Source organism: Streptomyces adelaidensis (genome assembly GCF_016598475.1).
Lineage (GTDB): Bacteria > Actinomycetota > Actinomycetes > Streptomycetales > Streptomycetaceae > Streptomyces > Streptomyces adelaidensis.
Genome location: NZ_JAEMUX010000026.1, coordinates 69,696 through 91,354, shown reverse-complemented (window position 1 = coordinate 91,354; position 21,659 = coordinate 69,696). Strand labels below are relative to the sequence as shown.

Here is a 21,659-nt window from a genome sequence, read left to right as displayed (position 1 = left end):
GTCGGGTCGACGTACTCGATCTCGAAGCCCTCGGCCGACTCCGGGCCATCCATGTGTGCAGTCATCCAGACCCCGTACGTACGCCGCTGACTACCTGTACCGACCGTAGAAACGGCGCGACTGCCCTGCCCACAGAAGACTGGAACACCTCAGAACTTGCCGACAGATGACCGGGACGGTGGTCCTCTTGCCCACAGAAGAGCGGGACTGCCCACACATCGCTGGGACCGGACACTCGCCAACACGACAGTTAACGTGACGAGTCACATCAGGCTCACCGCAGTGGCCTAGCGCACTTTTGCAAGCGGGTGCTTGCAAAAGTTAGCAAGGGTGGGGCATGGTGGGGGCATGGCATCGCTCAACGTCGGCAATCTCGGTGAGTACCTGCGTGAACAGCGGCGGAACGCGCAGCTGTCGCTCAGGCAGCTCGCCGACGCCGCCGGGGTGTCCAATCCGTATCTGAGTCAGATCGAGCGCGGGCTGCGCAAGCCGAGCGCGGAGGTGTTGCAGCAGGTCGCCAAGGCGCTGCGGATCTCCGCCGAGACGCTGTACGTGCGGGCCGGCATTCTCGACGCCGAACGGGATCGCGACGAGGTGGAGACGCGCGCCGTCATCCTCGCCGATCCCACGCTGAACGAGCGGCAGAAGCAGGTGCTGCTGCAGATCTACGAGTCCTTCCGCAAGGAGAACGGGTTCGAGATCGGCGTCGGCGTCGGCGCGGCGGTGGATGTGGTGATGGATGTGGATGTGGATACCGAGGAACCCGTGGGCCCGGGCCCCCGCACGGCCGACGGCAGTGATGCCGGTCCGCAGCAGACGGCGAGTTGAGGGATGAGTTGATGACCTCGACGAGCTCTACGACCTCGATGACTTCGGACAGACCGATGCGATCGGACAGACCGGCGGCCTGACCAAGTCAACTGCCGCGCAACGGACCGACCCCAAAACCCTCAGCCAATGCAACCCGGGAGGACCATCACCATGGCCATCACCGACGACATCCGCAAGGCCGTCTCCGACCCGACGCCGTTCTACTTCGCCGCCGGCACCGCCGACCTCGCGCTCCAGCAGGCGAAGAAGGTGCCCGGCATCGTCGAGCAGCTGCGTGCCGAGGCGCCGGCCAAGATCGAAGCCGTACGCCAGACCGACCCGAAGGCTGTCCAGGAGAAGGCGACCGCTCGGGTCAAGGAGACCCAGGAGACCGTTCAGACCAAGGTCACCGAGTTCCTCGGCACCCTCGACACCGACCTGAAGAAGTTCGGTGAGACGGCTCAGGACCTCGCGCTGCGTGGTGTCGGCGTCGCCGCCGAGTACGCCGTGAAGGCCCGGGAGACGTACGAGAAGGTCGCCGAGCACGGTGAGCAGGCCGTGAAGACCTGGCGTGGCGAGGCCGCGGAGGAGATCGAGGAGCTCGCGATCGCCGTCGAGCCGAAGTCCGAGCCCGTCGAGGTCAAGGACGAGCCGGCGGCCGCGAAGCCGGCCGAGGCCAAGGACGCGCCCGCCCCGGCCAAGAAGACCGCGGCCAAGAAGGCTCCGGCCCGGAAGCCGGCGGCCGCGAAGAAGACCACTCCGGCCGCCGAGTAAACAGACAGCCTTGCTACGTGGACGGGCCGGGCACCTTCGGGGTGGCCGGCCCGTTCTACGGGTACGGTGGCCGCGTAGGACTCGGTCGGTGGAGCGGACAGAACGGGTGGTGTGGGCGGCATGCTGTTGACGGGCTTTGCGGGGTTCTTGGGACTGCTGAAGATCGTCCTGATGGCTCTTGCCGCGTTCGGGCTGTTCGACGCCGCGTTCCGGCGTGAGGACGCGTTCCGCGCGGCGGACAAGCAGAGCAAGGTGTTCTGGCTGATCATCCTCGGTATCGCCCTCGTCGTGAGCTACCTGTTCTCGATCCTGTCGTTCCTCCCGATCATCGGCGTCATCGCGAGCATCGTGTACATCGTGGATGTCCGGCCCGCGGTCAAGCAGATCTCCGGTGGGGGCGGTGGCGGCGGACGCAGTGGGTCCAGCAGCGACGGTCCGTACGGGCCGTACAACGGCGGTCGGTGAACCGCCGTATAACGGCGTGGTGGACCGGAGGACCGGGGAAACCGAAGGGGCGTCGGCCTCGCCCCCTGGTGTGCCTCGGCCTTCGTCAGTTGTCGCGGTCCAGTAGGAGTACCGCCACGTCGTCGGTCAGTTCGCCGCCGTTGAGGTCGCGGACCTCGTTCACGGCGGCGCGCAGCAGGTCCTCGCCGCGCAGGCCTTCGGCCAGCTGGCGGCGGACCATCTCCACCATGCCGTCCTGGCCCAGCCGCTCCTTGCCCTCGCCGATCCGGCCCTCTATCAGGCCGTCGGTGTAGAGCATCAGACTCCAGGCGGCGCCCAGTTCGATCTGGGTGCGCGGCCAGCGGGCGTTCGGGAGCAGGCCGAGGGCGGGGCCGCCGTTGTCGTACGGCAGCAGCTCGGCCGGCGCGGTGGTACGGCCGTGGCCGTGGCGGACGATCAGCGGGGACGGGTGGCCGGCGAGGCAGAGGCCCGCGCGGCGGCCGTCGGGGGCGATGTCGACGGTGCAGAGCGTCGCGAAGATCTCGTCGTTCTCGCGCTCGTGCTCCAGGACGCGTTGCAGTGTCGAGAGCAGTTCGTCGCCGCACAGCCCCGCGAACGTCAGCGCCCGCCAGGCGATCCGCAGCTCCACGCCGAGCGCCGCCTCGTCGGGGCCGTGCCCGCAGACGTCGCCGATCATGACGTGCACGGTGCCGTCGGGGGTGCGGACGGTGTCGTAGAAGTCGCCGCCGAGCAGGGCACGGGAACGGCCCGGGCGGTAGCGGGCGGCGAACCGCAGGGACGAGCCCTCCAGCAGGGGGGTGGGCAGCAGGCCGCGTTCCAGGCGGGCGTTCTCCTGGGCGCGCAGCTTGGATTCGGTGAGCCGGCGCTCGGCCGTGTCCGACCGCTTCCGCTCCACCGCGTAGCGGATCGCTCGGCTCAGGAGGCGGCCGTCCAGTTCGTCCCGGAACAGGTAGTCCTGTGCGCCGACCCGGACCGCCTCCGTGCCGCGTTCTGCGTCGCCGGAGTCGGTGAGGGCGAGTACGGCGTGGCGGGGGGCCAACTGTAGGACGTGTTTGAGGACGGAGAGTTCATCGGGGGGGACGGGGCCGGGGCCTGTGCTGGTGGTGCCGGTGTCCGGGTTGGGGCTTGTGCTGGGGGCTGCGCCTGTGGTTGTTCCGGAGCCGGGGGCCGTGCCGGGGCCCGAGTCCGTGGGGCGGGTCGGGGCCGGCAGGGCCAGGTCCAGGAGGATGCAGTTGACGTCGTCGGTCAGCAGCCGCTGGGCCTCGGTGAGGTTGCGGGCGGTGCGGACGCGGATCGGCTTGCCCGTGGAGTCGAGCAGCCCGGGCACGTTGAGGGAGCCCGCCGGGTCGTCCTCGATCAGGAGGACCGTGAGGTTGGTGGAGCCGGTACCGGTACCGGTGGCGCCGGGCGGGTCTGTGGAGTTGTCTGCAGGGGCCAGGGCCGAGGCGTTCATGGCCGCCCCCTCTCCGGATGGGCCGCTGGGCGCGGACACGGCGTGCGCCTGACCACTCTCCGCGGCCGGGGTCGCTCTCTGCCGCGGTACGGGTACGGGCATCGACTTGGTTCCTTCCCTCCCCCCGAGGGCACGGTGGGGCGAGGGACCTCGACCCACCGACGGGGACCATAGCGTCAGGCGCCGCCGCAACGGAATGGTTGGCGGGGTGCCGGGCGGCAATCGGCCACCGTCATATGCCGCATCCTGGAACGCACTTGGACATGGCGGTGCTTTCACCTGGGATGACGAATGTCACGCGGGTGGGGTTGAGCCGAGGCGGGGAAGGTGGTGAGAGTCACGTGGGGTGGGTCACGGGGGTGGGCGGGGTGGCAGGAGGATTCGCTGGGGCTGGGGCTGGGGCTGGGGCTGGGGCTGGGGCTGGGGCTGGCGGCAGGAGCGGCTGGGGGCTGGTTGCCGTGGTCGGTCGGCTGACCCGGGAGGTGCTCGCCCCCGCCGCCCCCACCCGTCCCATCCCCAGGGGCTGCGCCCCTTCGACCCCGCTGCGTTCCCGCCGGGTGCTGCGTCCTCTGGCCTTCGCGGGAGGGCCCTTCATGGGGCTCCGCCCCGGGCCCGGCCAGGGGCTTGGCGTCCCTTGGCTCTCGTGGGAGGTCCCCTCATGGGGCTCCGCCCCGGACCTCGCCAGGGGTGCTGCGTCCTCTGGCCTTCGCGGGAGGGCCCCTCACGGGGCTCCGCCCCGGACCCCGCCAGGGGCGCTGCGCCCCCTGGACCCCCGCCAGGGTGCTGCGTCCCCCTGGCCCCGCCAGATTTCCTCGCCCCCGCTGCCTACCTCACAGCGCCCGACCCACCTCACGCATCCGGCCGTACAACCGCCAGGATCTGCATAGTCCCCGCCCCCGCGATCGTGACCGTCCGCCCGGGCCGGGGCGCGTGGATGATCGAGCCTGCGCCTATGTACATCGCGACATGGCTGGCGTCGGAGTTGTAGATGATGAGGTCGCCGGGGCGCATGTCCTGGACGTCGATGCGCTTGAGCTGCTTCCACTGTTCCTGGGAGGTGCGGGGGATGGTCAGGCCGGCGGCGGCCCAGGCCTGGCTGGTGAGGCCGGAGCAGTCGTAGGTCTTGGGGCCCTCGGCGCCCCATTCGTACGGCTTTCCTATCTGGTCCGTCGCGAACTTCACGGCCTTCTTGCCCTGCTCGGACGCCTTGCCGTTGATCTCGTCGAGTATGCCGGAGTCGAGCCAGGCGGCCTGTGACTCCTGTGCGGCGTCCTCTTCCAACTGGGCGAGCCGCTCCCGCTCGTCGTCCTCCAGCTGGGCCTCGACCTCCTCGGCGGCGGAGATCTGCTTCTTGATCTTCTTCTTGGCCTTCTCCTTGGCCTTGCGGTTGGCCTCCAGCTTTTCCCAGCGGTCGGAGGCGTCGCTGGAGTACTGCTCCAAGTCGTCCTGGGTCTGGTTCATTTCTGCGAGCAGACCCTTGGTGGCGAGCTGCCCCTGACGCAGGCGGTCCGTGCCCTCCAGGAACTCCTGGGGGTTCTCGCTCAGCCACAGCTGCACCTCGGGCGGGAGGCCGCCGCCGCGGTACTGGGCGCGGGCCGCCGCACCGATGAGGTCCTGCAACTCGTCCAGCTTCTCCTGGCCCTTGACGATCTCGTGCGCCAGATCCACGATCTCGGCGGACTGTTTGTCGGCCTTCTCCTCGGCCGCGTTGTACTCGTCCGTGGCGACCGCCGCGTCGTGGTAGAGGCCCTCCAACTGCTGGCGTACGGCCTCCAACTCCTCGTTCGACACGGGAGTGTTCGAAGGGGAGGGCGTCGGGCTCGGGCTCGGGGTCGGCTCGGTCGGTTTCGTCTGGCTCGCGTACGCGGTGGCCGGTCCTCCGAGTACGGCCATCGCGCAGACCACGGCCATGGCCGCCATGGTCAGGTTCCGCTTGCCGGCTCCCATACCTCTTGCCCCCAACCCAACAGACCAGAACTGATTAACCGTCAGTAACATCTCGGCGCCCGGGTGATCGTGTCATGGCGCCGCGCGATGCGACAGAGGCGGGCAAGAACTCCCTTCCTCTCCCTTCCCCCTGCTCCCACCTGCATGACACGGTCCTCGTCTGTGTGACGAACGGCCCCGGGGGATCGTTCCCCTGCGTCACGGGAAAATCACTTTGCGTCACCAGCCCCGTACCCGGGCCGGTTTCGCACCGGGACTCACCCCCGTGGCGCCAATGCCTGCCACGCCACCGTCACTTCGCCCTGCCGCCACCGCGGCACCCCGTCCCGTACGGGCCAGTCGGCGCTCAGCGCGCGGACCGTGCGGATCCAGCGCTGCCGCGCGCCGTACGAGGCGTACGGGGACGCGGCGGCCCAGGCGCGGTCGAAGTCGCGGAGGAAGGCGTGCACCGGTTCGCCGGGGACGTTGCGGTGGATGAGGGCCTTCGGGAGGCGTTCGGCGAGGTCGGAGGGGCGGTCCAGGGAGCCGAGGCGGGTGGCGAAGGTGATCGTGCGGGGGCCCTCCGGGCCGAGGGCCACCCAGACATGGCGCCGGCCGATCTCGTCGCAGGTGCCCTCCACGAGCAGACCCCCGGTGGTGTGGAGCAGACCCCCGGTGGTGTGGGGCGCGGCCGGTTCGAGTCGGGAGCACAGCCGCTCCCAGACCGCGGCGACCTCCTCCTCGTCGTACTGGCGCAGTACGTTCGCCGCCCGGATGAGGGTCGGGCGGCCCGGTACGGCCACCTCGAAGCCGCCGTGCCGGAAGGTCAGCCCCTCGCGCTCGTACGGCTTCGCGGCGGCGACCCTGGCCGGGTCGATCTCCACGCCGACCACCTGGGTGCGGGGCGCGGCGGTGCGGAGGCGTCGCAGCAGTTCGACCGCCGTCCAGGGGGCGGCCCCGTAACCGAGGTCCACGGCGAGGGGAGTGGTCGCACGGCGGAGTTGGGCGCCGTGGGTGGCGGCGATCCAGCGGTCCATGCGGCGGAGGCGGTTGGGGTTGGTGGTGCCGCGCGTCACGGTGCCGATGGGATGGGGGGCCATGAGGTCGAGGGTATGCGGGCGGAGGGTTGTGCCCAGCCCGGCCCAGCCAGCCCTGCCCAGCCTGCCTCCGCTTCTCCCTCCCCGGCCCTCTCCCGGGCCCCCAACCCCCACATGTCTCGAACGGTTGACCGATTCTCGGTAATAATTCTGCAAAGAGGAAATGGAATGACTTCCTCCGGCGTTTGCCCTCTTCAGAGGGTCCCGTATGCCCTCCGAACGGCATGTCCGGAGCAAGGAGGAACGCCAGGTGAGCCACTACATCGGCAGGCTCGGGCGCCGCTCCCCGGCCGCCGCGGCGCGGCTGAGGTTGTACCGGAAGCCGCGGCGCGTCGCGATGCTGTCCGTACACACCTCACCGCTGCACCAGCCCGGCACGGGCGACGCGGGCGGGATGAACGTATACATCGTGGAGCTGGCGCAGCGCCTGGCCGCACAGGGCATCGAGGTGGAGATCTTCACCCGGGCGACGACCGGCGCACTGCCCCCGACGGTCGAACTGGCTCCCGGTGTCCTCGTCCGGCACGTCGACGCGGGCCCGTACGAGGGCCTGGCGAAGGAGGAGCTCCCGGCGCAGCTGTGCGCCTTCACGCACGGCGTGATGCAGGCGTGGGCGGGCCATCGCCCCGGCCACTACGACCTCGTCCACTCGCACTACTGGCTCTCCGGCCACGTCGGCTGGCTGGCCGCCGAACGCTGGGGCGTCCCCCTGGTGCACGCCATGCACACCATGGCGAAGGTCAAGAACGCCGCCCTCGCCGCCGACGACACCCCCGAGCCGGCCGCCCGCGTCATCGGCGAGACCCAGATCGTCCGCGCCGCCGACCGCCTCATAGCCAACACGGCCGAGGAGGCCGACGAACTCGTACGCCACTACGAGGCCGACCGGAGCAAGGTCGCTGTCGTCCACCCCGGCGTGAACCTCGACCGCTTCCGCCCCGCCGACGGCCGTGCGGCGGCCAGGGCGCGTCTCGGTCTGCCCCAGGACGCCCTGATCCCCCTCTTCGCCGGCCGCATCCAGCCCCTCAAGGCCCCCGACGTACTGCTCCGGGCCGTCGCCGTCCTCCTCGACGAACGCCCCGAGCTTCGGTCGCGGATCGTCGTCCCGGTCGTCGGCGGGCCGAGCGGCAGCGGCCTCGCCAAGCCGGAGGGTTTGCAGAAGCTGGCCGCGCGGCTGGGCATCGCCGACGTCGTACGCTTCCGCCCGCCCGTAGGGCAGGAGCAGCTCGCGGACTGGTTCCGGGCGGCGTCCGTGCTGGTCATGCCGTCGTACAGCGAGTCGTTCGGGCTCGTCGCCATCGAGGCGCAGGCGGCCGGTACGCCGGTGCTGGCGGCCTCCGTCGGCGGCCTCCCGGTCGCCGTGCGGGACGGGCACACGGGCTTCCTGGTCGAGGGCCACGATCCCGTCGCGTACGCGCGCGTGCTGCGCGATTTCGCCGACGCCCCCGAGCTCACCGGCCGTATGGGCGCGGCCGCCGCCCGCCACGCCGAGTCCTTCGGCTGGGACACGGCCGCCGCCGCCACCGCGGACGTGTACACGGCGGCCACGCACGACTACCGCCGCCACCTGACCCGCGCGCACCGGGTCTGACGCGCGACCACCGCCACCTGCCCCTCCGCGACTGCTGCACGGCCGACGCCCGGCCACCGCCGGGTACCCTCGCCCCATGGCTGACGCGGCATCGATCATCGAGCAGGTCCTCAACGAGGCCGAGCTGGAGTGGGAGAGCCCGGGACCCGGCAACTACGTCGTGAAACTCCCCGGCACCCGCAAGCTCTCGACGACCGTCTCCCTCCTCGTCGGCAAGCACTCCCTCTCCCTCAACGCCTTCGTGATCCGCCACCCCGACGAGAACGAGGCGGGCGTCCACCGCTGGCTCCTGGAGCGCAACCTCAAGCTGTACGCCGTGAGTTACGCCGTCGACCGGCTCGGCGACGTCTACGTCACGGCCCGCCTGCCGCTGTCCGCCGTCACCGCCGACGGGATCGACGGCATCCTCGGCCAGGTCCTCGAAGCGGCGGACGGCGCCTTCAACACCCTTCTCGAACTGGGCTTCGCCTCCGCGATCCGCAAGGAGTACGCCTGGCGCGTGTCCCGCGGTGAATCGACCCGCAACCTGGACGCGTTCAGCCACCTGACACGCGAACGGACCGATCCTCCAGGGGGCGCGGACCACCCTGATAGCGCCCCGGAGTAGTCCCCACCCACCGCCGGAAATGCCGCGTCAGATGCGCCTGGTCGTAGAACCCGGCCGCCACCGCCACTTCCCCCGGCCGCAGCCCCTCCAGCAACAACCGCCTGGCCAGCCCCACCCGCCGTGACATCAAATACTGGTGCGGCGCGATCCCGAAAGCCGCCCCGAACGCCCGTACGAGGTGCGCGGGATGCGCGTGCACGACCCCTGCAGCCTCCTCCAGGGTCAGCCCGTCCGCCACCCGCTCGTCGATCAGCTCCCGCAGCCGATGGGCGAGCGTACGACCGTCGGGCCGCGGCCCCCGCGCCGCCCGTGGCCGCAGATGCCCCCGCAACCGCTCCCCGACGAGCGCGAGCCGGCTCTCGGCCTCCAATTCGTCCCCCTGCCGCGCGAGCGCCGCGTGCAACTGCCCCACCCGCAGCCGCAGTACGGGATCCCGCAGGTCCGGCGTGTCCACCGCCGCTCCGATGAGACTCTCGTCCAGCGCGCTCGCAGCCGGGTCCAGGTACAACACCCGCTTACGGAAGCCCTCCGCCGTCACCGGCGATCCGTTGTGCGGTACGTGCGGCGGCAGCAACGAGACCGTGTCGTGCGGCGTCCCGTGCTCATGGCGGTCCAACTCGTACCGCACGGCCCCGTCGTCGACGATCAACAGCGTCCAGACGTCATGCACATGCATCGGGTACGCGTACTCCGTGTAGTGCGCGTGGAACACCTCGACGATGCCGGGTACGTGGGGGCGCCAAGCCGAGACCTCGCGCTGAGGGGACTGTGGAGGGAGCCGTTGAGGGGGCTCCTGAGGGCACTTCGGCCGCAGAGGGCGCATGCAAAGAACGTACAAGACGGGGTCGTACGCCGGTCGGCATTCTCATCCCATGAACAGCGAGACCCCGGTGGGGCAGGCCCCCGTCCGCTTCGACACCAAGATCGCCGTCCTCCTCCGCGACGACCTCGAAACCTGGCAACGCCTCAACGTCACCTCCTTCCTCGTCAGCGGCCTGGGCTCCGCCGAGCCCGAGGTGATCGGCGAGCCGTACGAGGACGCCGACGGCACGGCGTATCTGCCGATGTTCCGCCAGCCGGTCCTCGTCTTCGAGGGCTCGAAGGAACTACTGAAGTCCGCCCACGCCCGCGCCCTCTCCCGGGCCCTTCCACGAGCGGTCTTCACGTCCGATCTCTTCGCCACGGGAAACGACCGCGACAACCGGGCCGCCGTACGGGCGGTTCGTACGACGGAGCTGGACCTGGTGGGTCTGGCGGTCCACGGGCCGCGCAACGCCGTGGACAAGGTGATGAAGGGGGCGCGGATGCACCCCTGAGCGCCCTCAGACCGACCCTGACCTCATCCGGGCGTCGGCCTCCGCCACGGTCTCCGTCACGGCCTCGTCCGCCGGACTCGGACCCGGAGAGATGTCCTCGCCGTTCTCCTTCTCCTTCTCCTTCTCCTCCTCTTCGGGCAACCGCCGCATCAAAGCCCAGTACCCCACCCCCGCCAGGGTCCCCACCACCGCGCACAACCCCCACAGCCACTCCGCGCCCCACCGGTCGATGACGACGCCGGACATCAGCGGCGCGACCAGCGCGGCGACGGACCACGACATGGTGTACATGCCCTGGTAGCGCCCGCGCCCCTGCACCGGGGAGAGGCGGACGACGAGGCCGGTCTGGGTGGGCGCGTTGATGATCTCGGCGAGGGTCCAGACGCACACGGTGAGGGCGAAGACCCCGATCGACCCGGCGAAGGCGGTGAGGCCGAAGCCGTACCCGGCGAGCACGGAGGAGATGACGAGGAGCCGCCCGGGATCGCGGTGCTCGATGAAACGGGTGACGGGGATCTGGAGAGCGACGATCAGCACACCGTTGACGGCGATGGCCAGGCCGTACTCCGCAGGTGCGAAACCGGCCTCGCCCATCGCGACCGGCAGCCCGACCGACCCCTGCTGGAAGATCAGCGCCACGAGGAAGGACAGCCCGACGACGCCCATGAACCGCCCGTCGCGCACGACGGTCCCCAGCCCGACCTCGTCCTCGGCGGCCTGCTCCACCGCCGTACGCTCCGGCCGGGACTCCGGCAGCTTCAGGAAGACGACGATCGCGCAGGCCATCGTCATCCCCGCCTCGATGAGGAACCCGGCGCGATAACTGACCTCGGCGATGAACCCGGCGGCCATGGAGGAGACGGCGAAACCGAGGTTGATGGCCCAGTAGTTCAAGGAGAAGGCGCGGACGCGGTCCTCCGGCCGCACGATGTCCGCCATCATCGCCTGCACCGCCGGCCGGGAGGCGTTGCTGGTCGCGCCGACGAGGAACGCCACGGCCGCGATGGCGACCGGGTCCTGTACGAAGCCGAGCAGCGCGACCGACACGGCCGTCGAGGCCTGCGCCACGAGCAGCGTGGGCCGCCGCCCGAGCCGGTCGGCCATGACCCCCGCGCCGAGCGACGAAATGACACCGCCGAGCCCGTGCAGCGAGGCCACGAGCCCGGCGTACGAGGCGGAGTAGCCGCGGTCCAGCGTCAGATACAGCGCCATGTACGTGGCCACGAACGCGCCTAGCCGGTTGACGAGCGTGCTGGTCCACAGCCACCAGAACTCCCGTGGCAGCCCGGACACGGACTCCCGGACGGCACGTCTGGCAGCGGCGAGTGGCATGGAGCTCCCCCGGGAAGTAAGCGGCCAAGACGGCGAACACACCTTACGTACGCCCGCGGGACCGGAGCCACCCAATTAACAGTCCCAGTCAACGGTCAGTGGCCGAACGGAGAGTGGCCGCACCCGGCCTGTCCGCCTGTCCGCCTGTCCGCCTGTCGGCCGGGCGGACGACGCTTCCCGGCCGTCGATTACGCTCGGAGCCATGGCCGACGCACCGTACAAGCTGATCCTCCTCCGCCACGGCGAGAGCGAGTGGAACGAGAAGAACCTGTTCACCGGCTGGGTGGACGTCAACCTCACGCCGAAGGGAGAGAAGGAGGCGACGCGCGGCGGTGAGTTGCTGAAGGACGCCGGCCTGCTCCCGGACGTGCTCCACACCTCCCTCCAGAGGCGCGCCATCCGCACCGCCCAGCTCGCCCTGGAGTCCGCCGACCGCCACTGGATCCCGGTCCACCGCAGCTGGCGCCTGAACGAGCGCCACTACGGCGCCCTCCAGGGCAAGGACAAGGCGCAGACCCTGGCCGAGTTCGGCGAGGAGCAGTTCATGCTCTGGCGCCGCTCGTACGACACCCCGCCGCCCGCGCTCGCGGACGACTCCGAGTTCTCCCAGGCGGCTGACGCGCGCTACGCGACCATCCCGCCGGAGCTCCGCCCCCGCACGGAGTGCCTCAAGGACGTCGTCACCCGCATGCTCCCCTACTGGTACGACGGCATCGTCCCCGACCTCCTCGCCGGCCGCACGGTCCTGGTCGCGGCCCACGGCAACTCCCTCCGCGCCCTCGTCAAGCACCTCGACGGAGTCTCCGACGCCGACATCGCCGGCCTCAACATCCCCACCGGCATCCCCCTCGCCTACGAACTCGACGCCACCTTCAAGCCCCTCAACCCCGGCGGCACCTACCTCGACCCGGACGCCGCAGCGGCCGCGATCGAGGCGGTCAGGAACCAGGGCAAGAAGAAGTAAGCAGAGCAGCGCTGGAAAAGCCCCCTACCCGCGGAATCTCCGCTAGTAGGGGGCTTTCGGCGTGCGATTACTTGAGGTCGGCCTCGGTGTAGTACTCGCTGCCGAGCAGGATGTACTCGTAGTTGCTCTTGTCGACGCTGATCGGCTGAAGCAGGTAGGCGGGTACGGCCTTGACGCCGTTCTTGTAGGCCCGCCTGTTGTTCAGCTGGGGGGTCTCGCCGTTGAGTATGTCGTCAGCCATGGTCGCGGCGACCTCGGCGAGTTGGCGGAGGTCCTTGTAGATGGTCTGCGACTGCTCGCCTGCGATGATCGACTTCACCGAGGCGAGTTCGGCGTCCTGGCCGGTGATGACCGGAAGGGGCTCGCTGCCGGAGCCGTAGCCGTGCGACTTGAGCGCGGAGAGGATGCCGATGGAGATGCCGTCGTACGGCGACAGGACCGCGTCCACGCTCTCGCTCGTGTACGACTCGTTGAGGATCTTGTTCATGCGCTTCTTCGCGATGTCCCCGTCCCAGCGCAGGGTGGTCATCTGCTCGAGCGCGGTCTCGCCCGACGGGACGACCAACTGCTTGTTGTCCAGGTACGGCTGCAGGAGGTGCATCGCGCCGTCGAAGAAGAACTTGGTGTTGTTGTCGTCGGGGGAGCCGGCGAACAGTTCGATGTTGAACGGGCCCTTGCCGTCCTCCAGGCCGAGCTTGTCGATGATGTGGCTGGCCTGGAGCCGGCCGACCTGCTCGTTGTCGAACGAGACGTAGTAGTCGACGTTCTTGGTGCCGAGGATGAGCCGGTCGTAGGAGATCACCGGGATCTCCGCATCGGCGGCCTTCTGGAGGACGTCGTTCAGCGCCTTGTTGTCGATGGCCGCGATGATCAGTGCGGCGACGCCCTCCTTGATCATCTTCTCGATCTGCGCGACCTGGGTCGCCGGTTTGTCCTCACCGTAGAGCAGTTCGGTTTTGTACCCCTTGTCCTGCAGGTCCTCGACGACGCTCTTGCCGTCGGTGAGCCAGCGCTCGGAGGCCCGGGTCGGCATGGCGATGCCGATGGTGCCGCCCTCGGAGTCGGCCTCGCTGGTCTGGCCGCCGCAGGCGGACACGGTGAGGGCGAGCGACGCCACTCCCGCGATGGTGGCGAGGACGGCTCTTCGGTTGGGCATGATGATCGTTCCCTGTTCTTGTCGTCGTTGAGGAGATGGCGGGGTACCGGATGCCGGTGGCAGCGGCGGAAGTGGTGGACCCGACCCGACCCGACCGGACGCCGGACAGCCGAGGGGCACGTCCGGAGCGAGCCGGACGCGCCGGGATGGGCCCATTTCTGGGTGTGGTGCCTGTTCCTGGGGTGTCCGTTCCCGGGCGCTGTCCGGCTCGGGCGGTGTCCGGATCGGCCCCGCGGAGGTGCGCCGTACGGATGGATCCCGGGCGCCAGGGACCGGCCGAACCTCAGGTGCGGCGGTAGGGGACAGCCGACGGATCTCGCTGAGGTCATAGCGAATCAGGGCGCCCGGCACGTCGGCTGAGCAGGCGCCCGGACACGTCGAAGCCCCGCGGATCGCCGATCGGCGCGGTCGTGGTCGTGATCCCTCTGGCGGTGCGCCCTCGTACGTAGGTCAGGCTGCGCACCGTGGCGTTCCGGCCACGTGCGTGCTGATTCCGGTGAAGGGCAGGGCACCCGCCTTCCAATCGTTCGAGATCTCGTCACAGGGTCGGGATGCTGGCGTGACATTAAGAGGGGATGTGCGGGGTGTCAACGGAACGAACACAAACGGTTCCAGAAAGGTACCGGCGAGTTACTTTCGGGCTCCGGTAGTACGTTTACGGCGGCGCCCGGCGCCCCGGCAAGCTGGGAGACCGAGCGCTTCGGAGGTCCGTCGCAGTCAATAAGGTTGTCTTGTGATGGAGACTTTGTGTGCCCCGTCTCGTGTCGAAGCCCCAGGTCGGCGGCCGGATTTCCCGGACTTTCGGCGGTGAGCGGGCTCGCGGTGCGGGCCCTGTGACGAACAACGGAGGCGGACGGACTGCACCGAGCGGTAGTCGCAGGCCCATACTGGTGACAATGACAAAGCCAGCTGCACAGAAGCGCTACTTGCCCACCAGTCCCTTCAAGGCCCCGGTCGCACCGCCGCTCAAGCAGTTCGCCGTGGGCGACCAGGTCACGCACGACATGTACGGCCTCGGCCGGGTCACCGGCATCGAGGAAGGAATCGCTGTGCTCGTGGATTTCGGTTCGGGCCAACAGCGGATCCTGAGCCCGTACTACAAAATGAGCAAGCTGTAGAACCGCTGTGCCCGGTCACGGCACGCCAGGGACCTTCGTGGCCCTGTAACCAACGGGAGACCTCTCATCGACTCGACCTCGCTGTTCTCCGCCCCGGAAGGGGCGCCCCGCTACGCCACCGCAGCGTCGCCGACCCCGGCGACGAACCCCTTCCAGGCCCCGGACCTCGGGGAGGACGAGACCTTCCTTCTCGACGATGCGCAAGCATCCCTCTCAGACATCGACGCGGCCCAGCGCGGGGCGGGCTAACTCCGACCAGTCACCGTGGCCTCGGTGGCCGGCCCCGCACCCCGGGCTTTCCGAGGCCGCTCGACAGTGGCGATGATGACCGATGACGCCCGCTCAGGGGCAGGGCAGCGTCGCCCCAAGCAGCGCTGAGTAGCCCCCCTACCTGCGGTTTTCTCGCTGGTGGGGGGCTCTGCGCATATTCTCCGCAGCTTCCCGCCCGCTGCCGTCCGCCGTGGCCGGGCGGGCCGTACGCCCAGGGGCGCATGTCCTCAGACCATCAGTGGTACGGCGTGGATCTCGTCCGCCTTGTGCCCGGCGCGTTCGTGGATGCGCTGGACCGCTTCGGCCGACGGGGCCTCGGAGAGGCAGTAGACGGTGCCGGACTCGGGGTCGGCCCAGGCGCGCTCGAAGTGGACGTTCTCGTCCTTCTCTATGTCGAGGTCGGCCTTGTGGGCGGCTTGCAGCTGGTCGGCGGTGATGCCGTTCATCCCGTGGTGGACGTCCATGAACTTGGTCATGGTTCCGTACCTCCTTCGTCGTGCCTGCTTCCTCGTCCCCGCCCTGACTTTCTCTCTCCCTCTCGCTTGGTCGCTCTCTCCCTCCATGCTGCGCCCGTACAGCCGTACGAGCGACCCCTCGTTGCGCTGGCGTCACCCGGCATGGGGATACGGAGGGCGGGGTTGTCGGCGTCGGGGCCCATGGCCGCCGCGGCGCTCGTGGTCGTGGGGGTTCCCGTGGGGGTACTTCCTGGTCGACTACGGGTGCGGGGCCGAGGAGCGGCGGCTCGGCGAGGCGCTGGCCGAGGATCCCGTGCTGGACGCCGGGCCGGAGGGAACAGAGGCGAGGGAACTGCTCCAGGGGTGCGACGACGCTGATCTGATCGTGGTCGCAGGGCGGTCGTACGAGTACGACGCGGCCGACAAGACCCAGGCGGACGTCCTCGCGCACTACCGGGACTCCGCGCGGGCGCACGGATGGCGCTACCGGACGACGACTGCTTCAGCAAGCGTATCGACGGCGTCGACGCGTACCTGACCGTCGAAGGGTCCGTCGACGGTCCCCTCCAGACCGTGATCATGGCTGCCCGGGACGGCTCCGGGCCCTTTTGCTGAGCGGCCGACCACGACCAGGTACGACAAAGGGGCCCGCCACCAGGGACGGGCCCCTTCTCACACCTGTCGAAGCAACCGCGTACCGCTCAGCCGCACTGGCACGGGTTGCCGGACTGGCACCCGCACGCACATCCGGAGCCGCAACCGCAGGCGCCGAAGAGAGGCAGAGTCTTGATGTCGGCGGGCTGATGGGTGTCCCGGACCCGCGTCGGGTCCGGCGTGCTGGGGCTGGCGGGGGATTCGGCCATGGTCCCTCCTCGAAGGCTGGTGCCTGTGCCCATTGGATGCCCCATTGCAGGCCCGTTCAGCCGGGCGCATCAACGGCGCACGGAGGCGTCCGCACGCCCCGCGACCACAGCACACGCCGGAGCCCCACCAGAGCCAAGCCCCACCAGAACCAGGCCCAGAGCCAGGCCCAGAGCCAGGCCCAGAGCCAGGCCCAGAGCCAGGCCCAGAACCAAGCCCCCCCACTCCCGCCGGAGGCCTACGCCCCCTCCACCCCCGTCACCGGCTGGATGTCCGCCTGCAGCTCGTCCGCGTGCTCGCCCGTCACCAGGTACACCACCCGCTTCGCCACCGACACCGCGTGGTCGGCGAAGCGCTCGTAGTAGCGGCCGAGGAGGGTGACGTCGACGGCGGTCTCGATGCCGTGCTTCCAGCGGTCGTCCATGAGGTGCTGGAAGAGGGTGCGGTGGAGGAGGTCCATCGCGTCGTCGTCCTGCTCCAGCTGCAGCGCGAGGTCGACGTCCTTGGTGATGATGACCTCGGCGGCCTTGGCCATCAGGCGCTGCGCCAGCTGGCCCATCTCCAGGATCGTGGCGTGCAGGTCCTGCGGGACCGCGCCCTGGGGGAAGCGCAGCCGGGTGACCTTGGCCACGTGCTGGGCGAGGTCGCCTGAGCGCTCCAGGTCGGCGGACATGCGCAGCGAGGTCACGACGATACGGAGATCCGTGGCCACCGGCTGCTGCCTCGCCAGCAGGGCTATCGCGCGGGCCTCCAGGTCGTGCTGCAGGTCGTCGACCTTCTTGTCGGCCTCGATCACGCTCTCGGCCAGCTTCAGGTCGGCGTCGAGCATCGCCGTCGTGGCGCGTCCGATCGCCGACCCCACCAGACGGGCCATCTCGACCAGGCCCTCACCGATCGAGTCAAGTTCCTCGTGGTACGCGTCCCGCATCAGGGTGTCCCTCTCTTACGTACGTCTGCTCGTGAGCAACCAGAAAAGCCGTGCCGGAAGCCGTTCCGCCAGGCCAGGACGGCCGAATGAACGGTGAACCGGGGTCCCGACGAACCCCACGCTCCCACGTTCCGGCTCTTACGCGTCCGTTTCGGCCACCCCAAATGAACCAATACTGGCTCCAAGGTGAACTCTGGGCGACGAGTGTTCGAGGTCGCCCTCCGATCGCTGTGGGGATGTCGGACCTCGTGCCTAACCTGGAGACATGGACGTGAACGCGGCTGTCGCCGCAGCGGCAGCGATCGCCGGAGTGCTCACCGGCGTCATCGCCATGCTGGCGTTCCGCTTCAGCGAGCGCGAGCAGAAGCGTCCGACCAGGACCTCCCTGCACACGGACGCGGTGCTGCCGCCCGGCGTCGACACCGTGCTGTCCGTGCTGCGCTCCTCCGCCGTCGTGCTCGACGAGGCCGACGCCGTCGTCAAGGCCAGCTCCGCCGCGTACGCCCTCGGGCTGGTGCGCGGGGGGAAGCTCGCCATCGAGCCGATGCTCAAGATGGCCCGCGACACCCGCCGGGACGGCGAGATACGACAGGTCGAGCTGGACCTGCCCCGGCGCGGCACGGGACGCGGGGAGGCGCTCGCGGTCTCCGCGCGCGTCGCGCCCCTGGGCTCCCGGCTCGTGCTGCTGCTCGTCGAGGACCTCACCGAGGCCCGCCGTATAGAGGCCGTACGACGGGACTTCGTGGCCAACGTCAGCCATGAGCTGAAGACCCCCGTCGGGGCGCTCTCCCTCCTCTCCGAGGCTGTCATGGGGGCGAGTGAGGACCCCGAGGCGGTGGAGCGGTTCGCCGGGCGGATGCAGATAGAGGCCACCCGGCTCACCAACCTCGTGCAGGAGCTCATCGACCTCTCCCGGGTGCAGAACGACGACCCGCTGGAGGACGCCGAGCCCGTCCGTGTGGACGAGCTGGTCGCCGAGGCCGTCGACCGCTGCCGCCACCAGGCGGGCACCAAGCAGATCACCATGGCCTCGAACACGGGGGCGCCCGAAGGGCTCGAACAGGGTGGTGGCGGGCGACGGGCGGGAGGAACCGCCGAGCTGAAGGTGTGGGGGCACCGCGGGCAGCTCGCCGCCGCCCTCGGCAATCTCGTCGAGAACGCCGTCAACTACTCGCCTGCCCGCACCCGCGTCGGCATAGCCGCCCGTCGGGTGACCGCGCCCGGCGGGGACCATATCGAGATCGCCGTGACCGACCAGGGCATCGGCATCTCGGAGAAGGACAAGGAGCGCGTCTTCGAGCGTTTCTACCGCGTGGACCCGGCCCGTTCCCGCCAGACCGGCGGTACGGGTCTCGGCCTCGCGATCGTCAAGCACGTGGCCGCCTCGCACGGCGGGGAGGTCACGGTGTGGAGCTCCGAAGGCCAGGGCTCCACGTTCACCCTCAGACTGCCGGAGGCGGGCGCGTCCCGTGACCGCGCACTGCAGCACCCCGACCTCGACGACGAGGACGGCCAGCCTCACCCCGACCCATCCCCGTACGAACCGCTTCCCGCCCCGGAGGTCCTTCCGTGACCCGAGTGCTCGTCGTCGAGGACGAGGAGTCCTTCTCCGACGCCCTGTCCTACATGCTCCGCAAAGAGGGCTTCGAGGTCGCCATCGCGACCACCGGACCCGACGGTCTCGACGAGTTCGAGCGCAACGGAGCCGACCTCGTCCTCCTCGACCTGATGCTGCCCGGCCTGCCGGGCACCGAGGTCTGCCGTCAGCTGCGCGGCCGTTCCAACGTCCCGGTGATCATGGTGACCGCCAAGGACAGCGAGATCGACAAGGTCGTGGGCCTGGAAATAGGAGCCGACGACTATGTCACCAAGCCCTTCTCCTCCCGCGAACTCGTGGCCCGTATCCGGGCCGTACTGCGCCGCCGCGGCGAGCCCGAGGAGGTCACCCCGGCCGCGCTGGAGGCCGGCCCCGTCCGTATGGACGTCGACCGTCACGTGGTCACTGTCTCGGGCTCCAAGGTCGACCTCCCCCTCAAGGAGTTCGACCTGCTCGAAATGCTGCTGCGAAACGCGGGCCGCGTCCTGACCCGTATGCAGCTCATCGACCGCGTCTGGGGCGCCGACTACGTCGGTGACACCAAGACCCTCGACGTCCACGTCAAGCGCCTCCGCGCCAAGATCGAGCCGGACCCGGGCGCCCCGAGATACCTGGTGACGGTCCGCGGCCTCGGCTACAAGTTCGAGCCGTAGACCGACGACCGACGACCGACGACCACGCGCGCGTCGTACGCCGAAGGGCGGCACCCCTTGGAGGGGTGCCGCCCTTCGGCGTAGGTGTCCGTACCTGTACCTCAGTGGCCGGCAGTCTCCTGCGACTCCGAGGTGGACGGGGAGGCCGTCGAGCCGGCGGCGGTGCCCTCCTCCTCGGTGGTGCCCTCCTCGTCGGACGGCGAGCCGGACGCGGACGGGGAGCCGGAGGCGTCGTCGGACGGCGTGGGGTCGGCGGTGGGGGCCTCGGGGATGTCCGTCGGGCCCCACTTCTCGAAGTAGTGCTCGGCGGGCACGACGAAGGCGCGCAGGCCGACCTCACCGGTCTCGCTGAAGGTGAAGGTGACCTTCTGGGCGTTGCCTTCCTCGACCGCCTCGGTGAGCTCCGTCAGGACCGCGGAGGCGTTGCCCTCGCCGCCGAGGACGACGGAACCGCCGGCCGGTACGACGACCTTGCCGCCCTCGCCCTCACCCTTGACCGGGGTGATCTCGGCGGCGCCGGCGCCCTCCACGGTGATGGAGTCCAGGGTCTGGTCGGTCGTGGCGTTGTTGAACAGGGTCGCGGAGACGACGGCCGGGCCCTCGGTCTCCGTGCCGGGCTGGGTGACCACGATCGCGTTCTGGATCTTGACGTCGCCGACGGTGGTGGCCGCGTTGTCCGGCCTGACCTGGAGCGTCTGGGCATTGCTGCCGGCGCTGCACGCGGCGAGCGAGGCGATCGAGAACGCGAGGGCGGCGGCGGCGAGTGCGCCGCGTCGAAGGCTGCTGCTCACGGCGGCGGCTACTCCTTGAACGTGGGCGGTACGGGGACTGCGGCCCCACATCTGTAAAGCCGCGCTAAGGGTCTGTCAGCGGGCTTAGGTTACCGAGCCGGTCCTCCGCCACCGCACCCGACCCTCCCCAAGCACGCGGCAAGTCACCGGTGAGTGACCGGCGAGGCCGCCGCCGGCTCACGGCAAAGCAGCCCACGAGTAGTCGGCACTCTCTTCGGTGCCCACTTCGTCATGTACTCGTCCGGCATTCACATAACCACCATCCATGCCTTCATCCATGCGCTCATCCATGCGCTCATCCATGCCTTCGCCACCGGCCCTGGATTTCGGCACGGAATACCGAGCGGTACGGAAAATCGATCACCGGCCGGAACGCCGCCGGAACGCCACCAGAACGCTGCGGGAAGCCGTAGGAACACGATCCGGTAACGGCGGAACAGCCGCAGGAGATCGAACTCCTTGATCAATTCAGGATTCGTCTCGTACCCGACTCCGCGCACCGAACGGAGTAGCGGAAGTCGCACACTTGGAGTCGGACAAAGTGGGACGTTAGGGCGGTCGGGAAGCCCTCCGGATGCGTGTAACGTGCGGGTTTCTCTGTGCCTGGAGAGCCGCTCCGACCTGCGAATACCCACTTCCGTTCGGCCTCCGCAGCACGTTCCTGTTACTGTTGTCAAGCCCCGAGATATGCCCTGACCTGCGAAAACGCCATTCAGAACCCGTCGTTTCCGTGTTACCCTGGATAGCCACGGAAGGGGTACCTGTCACATGACGTTCAAGGTTGGCGACACCGTGGTCTATCCCCATCACGGGGCCGCGCTGATCGAGGCTATCGAAACTCGTGAGATCAAAGGCGTGGACAAGACCTACTTGGTGCTCAAGGTCGCCCAGGGCGACCTGACGGTGCGTGTGCCAGCGGACAATGCGGAGTTCGTCGGCGTGCGTGATGTGGTCGGTCAAGACGGCCTGGACCGGGTCTTCGAGGTGCTGCGCGCACCGTATGCCGAGGAGCCCACGAACTGGTCGCGTCGCTACAAGGCAAACCTGGAGAAGCTCGCCTCCGGCGATGTCATCAAGGTCGCGGAAGTCGTACGTGACCTGTGGCGTCGTGAGCGCGAGCGCGGACTCTCCGCCGGTGAGAAGCGCATGCTCGCCAAGGCCCGCCAGATCCTGGTGAGCGAGCTCGCCCTCGCGGAGAACACGAACGAGGACAAAGCCGAGGCCCTGCTCGACGAGGTTCTCGCGTCCTGACTGACGCCCCTGAGGCAGGCATCCAGCCCGCTCAGTCGCTCAGCGCAACACCACAGTTCAGCGCAGCACAGTGAAATGCCGCGGTGCCCGATGACATACGTATTGTCGCCGGGCGCTGCGGCATGTTCATGTCCGGGCGCCGAACATCATGTGCGGACGCGGACACCGAATCCGGATGCCGCGTACGTACGTCGAGTCGAGGCGGGGTCCCCGATACTTGGCGTATCCCGGTACTCACAAGTAC

The 21,659-nt window shown here is 69.4% G+C and carries 22 protein-coding genes; 12 read left to right on the top strand and 10 right to left on the bottom strand.

Annotated elements, in window-relative coordinates; all coding sequences use genetic code 11:
• The first annotated feature begins 348 nt into the window (after nt 1-348).
• The 3 genes from I8N67_RS17710 to I8N67_RS17700 all read left to right on the top strand — a co-directional run bounded on the left by I8N67_RS17710 (nt 349) and on the right by I8N67_RS17700 (nt 2,049).
• Nucleotides 349-828 (top strand): helix-turn-helix domain-containing protein, encoded by a 480-nt coding sequence (locus tag I8N67_RS17710; RefSeq protein ID WP_200304079.1) that lies wholly within the window; start codon nt 349-351, stop codon nt 826-828.
• Between the two features lie 153 nt (nt 829-981).
• Nucleotides 982-1,584 carry a hypothetical protein gene (locus I8N67_RS17705; protein ID WP_200304078.1) on the top strand — a complete coding sequence of 201 codons (603 nt, stop codon included), beginning with the start codon at nt 982-984 and terminating at the stop codon, nt 1,582-1,584.
• A gap of 111 nt (nt 1,585-1,695) precedes the next feature.
• Nucleotides 1,696-2,049, top strand: coding sequence for a DUF2516 family protein (locus I8N67_RS17700; RefSeq protein WP_200304077.1), 354 nt, complete (start codon nt 1,696-1,698; stop codon nt 2,047-2,049).
• Between the two features lie 85 nt (nt 2,050-2,134).
• Here the strand turns inward: I8N67_RS17700 and I8N67_RS17695 are convergent, their stop codons facing one another.
• The 3 genes from I8N67_RS17695 to I8N67_RS17685 all read right to left on the bottom strand — a co-directional run bounded on the left by I8N67_RS17695 (nt 2,135) and on the right by I8N67_RS17685 (nt 6,528).
• Nucleotides 2,135-3,604 carry a SpoIIE family protein phosphatase gene (locus I8N67_RS17695; protein ID WP_200304076.1) on the bottom strand — a complete coding sequence of 490 codons (1,470 nt, stop codon included), beginning with the start codon at nt 3,602-3,604 and terminating at the stop codon, nt 2,135-2,137.
• 747 nt (nt 3,605-4,351) lie between these two features.
• On the bottom strand, nt 4,352-5,449 hold the full coding sequence (locus tag I8N67_RS17690; protein WP_200304075.1) for a C40 family peptidase: 1,098 nt from the start codon (nt 5,447-5,449) through the stop codon (nt 4,352-4,354).
• A 257-nt stretch (nt 5,450-5,706) separates the two neighbouring features.
• Nucleotides 5,707-6,528: a class I SAM-dependent methyltransferase gene (locus I8N67_RS17685; protein ID WP_200304074.1), complete on the bottom strand. Its 822-nt coding sequence runs from the start codon at nt 6,526-6,528 to the stop codon at nt 5,707-5,709.
• Between the two features lie 247 nt (nt 6,529-6,775).
• Here I8N67_RS17685 and mshA point away from each other — a divergent pair, with 247 nt between their 5' ends.
• Both mshA and I8N67_RS17675 read left to right on the top strand, forming a co-directional pair.
• Nucleotides 6,776-8,116 carry a D-inositol-3-phosphate glycosyltransferase gene (mshA, locus tag I8N67_RS17680; protein ID WP_200304073.1) on the top strand — a complete coding sequence of 447 codons (1,341 nt, stop codon included), beginning with the start codon at nt 6,776-6,778 and terminating at the stop codon, nt 8,114-8,116.
• 76 nt (nt 8,117-8,192) lie between these two features.
• Nucleotides 8,193-8,723: a type III secretion system chaperone family protein gene (locus I8N67_RS17675; protein ID WP_200304072.1), complete on the top strand. Its 531-nt coding sequence runs from the start codon at nt 8,193-8,195 to the stop codon at nt 8,721-8,723.
• Here the strand turns inward: I8N67_RS17675 and I8N67_RS17670 are convergent.
• A complete protein-coding gene (locus I8N67_RS17670) occupies nt 8,653-9,546 on the bottom strand; it encodes a helix-turn-helix transcriptional regulator (RefSeq protein WP_200304071.1) in 894 nt (297 codons plus the stop codon). The genes I8N67_RS17675 and I8N67_RS17670 overlap by 71 nt on opposite strands.
• Before the next feature lie 49 nt (nt 9,547-9,595).
• On the opposite strand from I8N67_RS17670, the gene I8N67_RS17665 reads away from it, so the two are divergent.
• Complete coding sequence (locus tag I8N67_RS17665; protein ID WP_200304070.1) at nt 9,596-10,039, top strand: DUF2000 domain-containing protein; 444 nt, start codon at nt 9,596-9,598, stop codon at nt 10,037-10,039.
• Between the two features lie 6 nt (nt 10,040-10,045).
• On the opposite strand, the gene I8N67_RS17660 is transcribed toward I8N67_RS17665, so the two are convergent.
• Nucleotides 10,046-11,371, bottom strand: a complete 1,326-nt coding sequence (locus tag I8N67_RS17660; protein ID WP_200304069.1) for an MDR family MFS transporter — start codon at nt 11,369-11,371, stop codon at nt 10,046-10,048.
• 202 nt (nt 11,372-11,573) lie between these two features.
• On the opposite strand from I8N67_RS17660, the gene I8N67_RS17655 reads away from it, so the two are divergent.
• Complete coding sequence (locus tag I8N67_RS17655; protein WP_200304068.1) at nt 11,574-12,335, top strand: phosphoglyceromutase; 762 nt, start codon at nt 11,574-11,576, stop codon at nt 12,333-12,335.
• 67 nt (nt 12,336-12,402) lie between these two features.
• Here the strand turns inward: I8N67_RS17655 and chvE are convergent, their stop codons facing one another.
• Entirely contained in the window at nt 12,403-13,491 is a 1,089-nt protein-coding gene (chvE, locus tag I8N67_RS17650; RefSeq protein ID WP_200304067.1) for a multiple monosaccharide ABC transporter substrate-binding protein, read from the bottom strand.
• Between the two features lie 896 nt (nt 13,492-14,387).
• Between chvE and I8N67_RS17645 the strand changes: the two genes are divergently transcribed.
• Entirely contained in the window at nt 14,388-14,609 is a 222-nt protein-coding gene (locus tag I8N67_RS17645) for a CarD family transcriptional regulator (protein ID WP_200304066.1), read from the top strand.
• Nucleotides 14,610-15,106: 497 nt separating this feature from the next.
• On the opposite strand, the gene I8N67_RS17640 is transcribed toward I8N67_RS17645, so the two are convergent.
• Nucleotides 15,107-15,355 carry an SCO4226 family nickel-binding protein gene (locus tag I8N67_RS17640; RefSeq protein WP_200304065.1) on the bottom strand — a complete coding sequence of 83 codons (249 nt, stop codon included), beginning with the start codon at nt 15,353-15,355 and terminating at the stop codon, nt 15,107-15,109.
• 85 nt (nt 15,356-15,440) lie between these two features.
• On the opposite strand from I8N67_RS17640, the gene I8N67_RS17635 reads away from it, so the two are divergent.
• A complete protein-coding gene (locus tag I8N67_RS17635; RefSeq protein WP_200304064.1) occupies nt 15,441-15,872 on the top strand; it encodes a hypothetical protein in 432 nt (143 codons plus the stop codon).
• Between the two features lie 561 nt (nt 15,873-16,433).
• On the opposite strand, the gene phoU is transcribed toward I8N67_RS17635, so the two are convergent.
• A complete protein-coding gene (gene phoU, locus I8N67_RS17630) occupies nt 16,434-17,123 on the bottom strand; it encodes a phosphate signaling complex protein PhoU (RefSeq protein WP_200304063.1) in 690 nt (229 codons plus the stop codon).
• 265 nt (nt 17,124-17,388) lie between these two features.
• Here phoU and phoR point away from each other — a divergent pair, with 265 nt between their 5' ends.
• Together phoR and phoP are read left to right on the top strand one after the other, a co-directional pair.
• On the top strand, nt 17,389-18,696 hold the full coding sequence (phoR, locus tag I8N67_RS17625; RefSeq protein WP_200304062.1) for a two-component system sensor histidine kinase PhoR: 1,308 nt from the start codon (nt 17,389-17,391) through the stop codon (nt 18,694-18,696).
• Between the two features lie 5 nt (nt 18,697-18,701).
• Nucleotides 18,702-19,373 (top strand): two-component system response regulator PhoP, encoded by a 672-nt coding sequence (gene phoP, locus I8N67_RS17620; RefSeq protein WP_010985401.1) that lies wholly within the window; start codon nt 18,702-18,704, stop codon nt 19,371-19,373.
• A 101-nt stretch (nt 19,374-19,474) separates the two neighbouring features.
• Here the strand turns inward: phoP and I8N67_RS17615 are convergent, their stop codons facing one another.
• Nucleotides 19,475-20,164 carry a copper chaperone PCu(A)C gene (locus I8N67_RS17615; RefSeq protein WP_200304061.1) on the bottom strand — a complete coding sequence of 230 codons (690 nt, stop codon included), beginning with the start codon at nt 20,162-20,164 and terminating at the stop codon, nt 19,475-19,477.
• A gap of 248 nt (nt 20,165-20,412) precedes the next feature.
• Nucleotides 20,413-20,631, bottom strand: a complete 219-nt coding sequence (locus I8N67_RS17610) for a hypothetical protein (protein WP_200304060.1) — start codon at nt 20,629-20,631, stop codon at nt 20,413-20,415.
• A gap of 301 nt (nt 20,632-20,932) precedes the next feature.
• On the opposite strand from I8N67_RS17610, the gene I8N67_RS17605 reads away from it, so the two are divergent.
• A complete protein-coding gene (locus I8N67_RS17605; RefSeq protein WP_200304059.1) occupies nt 20,933-21,415 on the top strand; it encodes a CarD family transcriptional regulator in 483 nt (160 codons plus the stop codon).
• Nucleotides 21,416-21,659 lie beyond the last annotated feature (244 nt).